We start from the raw sequence: 4,903 nt of genomic DNA, 5'->3' as shown, positions 1-4,903 counted from the left end.
AGGTAAGAAAACTCTTTCGATGCGCCGAAAGATTTAGATGCCTCCGGCGGGGATTTTGAACCATTTGGAAGCGGGACGCGCGTCCTCGCGCTCAGGCGTCGGCCTTCAGTTCGCCGCTGTCGATCTGTTCTTGCTCTATGCTCTCGAAGAGCGCCTTGAAATTGCCCTCTCCGAAGCCGTCGTCGCCCTTGCGTTCGATGAATTCAAAGAAGATCGGGCCGATCACGGTTTTCGAAAAGATCTGCAGGAGGATACGCGTTTCCCCTCCGTCCAGCACACCTTCGCCGTCGATCAGGATCCCGTGCTTCTTCATCCGGTCGAGCGGTTCTTCGTGGTCCTGCACCCGGTCGCGGCTCAGTTCGTAATAGGTGTCCGGGGGCCCCGGCATGAAGGTGAGGCCGTTCTCCGCGATGGCATCGGTGGCGTCGTAGATATTGCGCGCGCCCACGGCGATATGCTGGATGCCTTCGCCCTTGTACTTCTTCAGGTAGGAAACGATCTGCCCGGTTTCGCCCCTGTCCTCGTTGATGGGGATGCGGATACGCCCGCAGGGCGAGGTCAGCGCGCGCGAAAACAGGCCGGTGAATTTACCCTCGATGTCGAAGAAGCGGATTTCCTTGAAGTTGAACAGATCCCCGTAGAACTTGAACCACTTGTCCATGTTTCCCTTGAAGACGTTATGCGTCAGGTGATCGAGGTAGTAGAACCCCACGCCGTCGGGCTTTGACGTGGCGATCCAGTCATATTCCCAGTTGTAGGGCGAGGTATCGTAGTAGCGGTCGACGAAATAGATCAGCGAGCCGCCGATGCCCATGATGGCCGGCACGTCCAGCACCTTGCCCCCGCCGGTGTATTCCTCCGCCCCGTGGGCCAAGGCGTGGGCGAGCGCCTTCTCGGCATCCACCACGCGCCAGCCCATCGACGGGGCACAGGGCCCGTGCTCTTCGACGAAGCGGGCCGCGAAGCTGTCCGGCTCGGCGTTGAGGATATAGGTAATGTCCCCCTGCTGCCAAAGCTCGATCTTCTGCGTCTTGTGGTTGGCGACATGGGCATAACCCATGCGGCTGAAAAGATCGCGCAGTTCCTGCGGATCGGGCGCGGCGAATTCGACGAATTCGAAACCGTCGGTGCCTGCCGGGTTCTCCGGCGTGATACGGGATTTGGGGGCGTCATGCGGGAAGGGACCCATGGGGTTCTCCTCTTTCTATGGATGAAATCCGGGCTGGCCGGTATGACGCAATTCTACCAGCGGAGAGCCGCGCGATCTGCGCAATCTCGATCCGTTCTCTGGTCTTTCTCACGCGTTCTGGGCATGATGCTGCGGAACCGTGCGGAGATTGCGCATATGCTGGATGACACCGATACGCGGCTTTTGGCGGCGCTGCAGAAGAACGCCCATCTGACCAGCAGCGAACTGGGGGCGCAGTTGAACCTGTCGCCTTCGCAGGCCGGGCGGCGGCGTCAACGGCTTGAGATGGAGGGCTATATCGAAGCCTATACCGCCCGGCTCGATCCCGCGCGGCTGGGTCTGAATGTGCAGGGCTTCGTGCAGGTGCATCTGGGCACCCATGGACCGGAACATTCGGCCAGTTTCGCGCGCCTGCTCGACACCCGTCCGGAAATCGTGAGCGCATGGACAATGACCGGCGATGCGGACTATCTGTTGCGGGTCTATTGCGCCGATCTGCCCAGCCTCAACCGCCTGATACACGATGTTTTGCTACCACATTCGGCCGTGGCGCGTGTACATAGCCAGATCGTCATGGATCAACTGAAAAAAGACGGGCCCCTGCCCACCTGAAGCTCTCGAAAGGACTGCCATGGAAGGTTTCCTGTTCCAAGCCTCGATTTACCTTGCCGCCGCCGTGGTGGCGGTGCCCTTTGCCGCGCGGCTCGGCCTCGGTTCCGTGCTGGGCTACCTCGCGGCGGGCATCCTGATCGGGCCGGTCTTCGGGCTGGTCGGATCGGAAACGAAGGACCTTCAGCATTTCGCCGAATTCGGCGTGGTGATGATGCTGTTCCTGATCGGGCTCGAACTCGAACCGCGCGCGTTGTGGGACATGCGGCACAAGCTGCTGGGCCTTGGCGGGCTGCAGGTGATCCTGTCGACCGCGGCGATCATGGGCATCGCCATGGCCTATGGGCAAAGCTGGTCCGTAGCGCTGGCCATCGGCCTTACCCTGTCGCTTTCCTCCACCGCCATCGTGCTGCAGACCCTTTCCGAGAAAGGGCTGATGCAGACCGCGGGGGGGCGCAATGTCTTTTCCGTTCTGCTGACGCAGGACATCGCGGTCATTCCCATACTGGCTTTCCTGCCGCTGCTGGCGCTTGGCTCGCTCGCCGGGGTGCTGCCGGACGGGTCGATCTCCGTCGATCCCGAACAGGTCGAAGATGCGCACAAGGCCGTGGGCGCCCACGGCGGCGAGGTCTCGCAGGGGGCGGAGGCCGCCTACAAGGCGATGAACTTCATTGAGGCGTTGCCGGGCTGGGGAGTCACACTGGTCACGCTGGGGGCCATCGCGGCGATCATCGTGACGGGCATCTTCGCCACGCGCCCGGTGTTCCGTTACATCCATTCGGCCAACCTGCGTGAGATGTATACCGCCATCGCGCTGCTTATCGTGGTGGGCATTTCCTTTTTGATGATGCTGGTGGGGCTGTCGCCCGCGCTGGGGGCCTTCCTCGCCGGTGTGGTGCTCGCCTCCAGCGAATTCCGGCATGAACTGGAAACCGACCTCGAACCCTTCAAGGGGCTGCTCTTGGGCCTCTTCTTCATCACCGTGGGGGCTGGCATCAATTTCGAGCTGCTCTTTGCCGATGCGCCCCTGCTGGTGGGCATGGCGCTGCTCGTCATCATCGTGAAGGGGCTGATCCTTTACGGGCTGGCGTCGGTCTTCAACCTCAAGGGCCGCGACCGCTGGCTGTTCTCGCTGGCGCTGGCACAGGCCGGTGAATTCGGCTTCGTACTGGTCAGCTTCTCGGTGGCCACCAGCGTGATCCCCGGCGACGTGGCCGAAACGCTGCTGCTGGTCATCGCGCTTTCCATGCTCATCACGCCGTTACTCTTCATCCTATATGACATCATCAGCAAACGGATGGAGGAAAGCGGGGTCATCACCCCCGACGAGATCGACGAAGAAGGCCCGGTGATCATCGCCGGCGTGGGGCGCTTCGGCCAGATGGTGAACCGGCTGGTGCAGGCCAGCGGGTTCAAGACGGTTGTGCTGGACCACAACCCCGATACCATCGCGGTCATGCGGCGCTTCGGGTTCAAGGCGTTCCTCGGTGATCCGACCCGGCCCGACATTCTGCGCAAGGCGGGGCTGAAGGACGCGCGCGTGCTCGTCGTGGCGCTGGACGACCCCAAGGCCGCGTTGCATCTGATCGCCTATGCCCGCCGCCAGCGGCCCGATCTGCACATCGTCACCCGGGCCCATGACCGCACGGATGTCTACCAGCAGTTCCAGGCCGGGGCCGACGATATCGTGCGCGAAATGTTCGACAGTTCGCTGCGGGCGGGCCGCTACGTGCTGGAACAGATGGGCCTGTCGGAGTTCGAAGCCTCCGAGGCGCAGCGCATGTTCTACACCCACGACAGGGAGTCGGTGCGCGAACTCGCCAAGCTCTGGCGGCCCGACGTGCCCCCGGCAGAGAACAAGGCCTATGTGGCCCGCGCGAAGGAGCTCCAGAAGGACCTGGAAACCGCCTTCCTCAACCGCGTGGATCAGGAGAAGAAGAGCGCCTGACCCTCAGCCGTCGCTGACTCCCGCTTCGGCAAAGGTGGCCATGCCCACGTGGCAGGCCAGCGCCGCCTTCAGCACGCTGATCGCCACCGCGGCGCCGGAGGCTTCGCCAAGGCGCAGGCCCAGCGACAGCATGGGCGCCTTATCCATCGCCTCCAAGAGCCGCCCATGGCCGCCCTCGGTACTGAGGTGACCCGCGACCGCATGATCGAGCGCGCCCGGCCCCGCGTGGTGCAGGCACAGGGCGGCGGCAGAGCATATGAACCCGTCGAAGATGACGGGAATACGCAGATGCCGCGCGCGCAGGATGGCCCCGGCCATAGCCGCCAACTCGCGCCCGCCAAGGCAGCGCAGCACCTCCAGCCCGTCGCCCGCTTCGGCATGGCGCGCGACCCCGTCGGCCACGACCGATGCCTTGATGCGTAACACCGCATCGTCCACCCCGGTACCACGGCCCGTCCAGTCCTCCGCCGAGCCGCCCAGCAGAGCGCAGGCGATGGCCGCCGCCGCGGTGGTATTGGCAATGCCCATCTCACCGACCACCAGCACATCGGCATGGGCGTCGACGGCATCCCACCCGGCCCGCAGGGCCGCCATGCAGTCCGCCACATCCATGGCGGGTTCTTGCGTGAAATCCGCCGTGGGCCGGTCCAGTTCCAGCGGCACCACATCCAATTTCGCCCCGGCCACGCGGGCCAACTGGTTAATCGCCGCCCCGCCGTGCTGGAAATTGGCCACCATCTGCGCCGTCACCTCGGCGGGAAAAGCGGAAACGCCGCGTGCCGCGACACCGTGGTTGCCAGCAAACACGATGATCTGCGGGCGCGTGATCTCCGCCCGCGCGCCGCCGCGCCACCCCCGGTACCAGACCGCCAGATCCTCCAACAGTCCGAGCGAGCCCGGCGGCTTGGTCAACTGGCCGTCGCGCGCACGGGCATCCGCCGCCGCATCCTCATCGGCCAGCGGCATCTCCCGCAACAGGGTGCGGACATCGTCCAGATCGGAAAAAGCGGCTGTCATCGGCGAACCTCATTGCAAGAAGACTGCCGCCTCTTTACCCAACAAGCGCCCCCGGACAACACTCGAAAGGACCAGCCCGATGCCGGAAAACGACGCCGCCCGCCACCCGCTCGCCGGTTTCGCGGTCACGCTGGCGCTGC

4 protein-coding genes are annotated in these 4,903 nt (G+C 64.0%); 2 read left to right on the top strand and 2 right to left on the bottom strand.

From position 1 onward, the window contains the following. Nucleotides 1-91 precede the first annotated feature (91 nt). Entirely contained in the window at nt 92-1,189 is a 1,098-nt protein-coding gene (gene hppD, locus A3728_RS06105) for a 4-hydroxyphenylpyruvate dioxygenase (RefSeq protein ID WP_067921189.1), read from the bottom strand. Between the two features lie 156 nt (nt 1,190-1,345). Between hppD and A3728_RS06100 the strand changes: the two genes are divergently transcribed. Both A3728_RS06100 and A3728_RS06095 read left to right on the top strand, forming a co-directional pair. Next, entirely contained in the window at nt 1,346-1,801 is a 456-nt protein-coding gene (locus A3728_RS06100; protein ID WP_067921191.1) for an Lrp/AsnC family transcriptional regulator, read from the top strand. 19 nt (nt 1,802-1,820) lie between these two features. Beyond that, the gene (locus A3728_RS06095; protein ID WP_067921187.1) at nt 1,821-3,746 is read left to right on the top strand and encodes a cation:proton antiporter domain-containing protein; all 1,926 of its coding nucleotides are present in this window, start codon (nt 1,821-1,823) and stop codon (nt 3,744-3,746) included. Between the two features lie 3 nt (nt 3,747-3,749). Here the strand turns inward: A3728_RS06095 and cobT are convergent, their stop codons facing one another. Beyond that, the gene (cobT, locus tag A3728_RS06090) at nt 3,750-4,763 is read right to left on the bottom strand and encodes a nicotinate-nucleotide--dimethylbenzimidazole phosphoribosyltransferase (protein ID WP_067921184.1); all 1,014 of its coding nucleotides are present in this window, start codon (nt 4,761-4,763) and stop codon (nt 3,750-3,752) included. Nucleotides 4,764-4,903 lie beyond the last annotated feature (140 nt).

The organism is Sulfitobacter sp. HI0040, from assembly GCF_001634885.1.
In the GTDB taxonomy this organism is placed as follows: domain Bacteria; phylum Pseudomonadota; class Alphaproteobacteria; order Rhodobacterales; family Rhodobacteraceae; genus Sulfitobacter.
The sequence above is the reverse complement of the archived record's forward strand: the minus strand, read 5'-3'. Positions and strand labels throughout refer to the sequence as shown.

Bases quoted from the DNA above. Each gene is read 5' to 3' on its own strand.
- cobT (WP_067921184.1), bottom strand. From the start codon at position 4,763: ATGACAGCCGCTTTTTCCGATCTGGACGATGTCCGCACCCTGTTGCGG.
- A3728_RS06095 (WP_067921187.1), top strand. From the start codon at position 1,821: ATGGAAGGTTTCCTGTTCCAAGCCTCGATTTACCTTGCCGCCGCCGTG.
- hppD (WP_067921189.1), bottom strand. From the start codon at position 1,189: ATGGGTCCCTTCCCGCATGACGCCCCCAAATCCCGTATCACGCCGGAG.
- A3728_RS06100 (WP_067921191.1), top strand. From the start codon at position 1,346: ATGCTGGATGACACCGATACGCGGCTTTTGGCGGCGCTGCAGAAGAAC.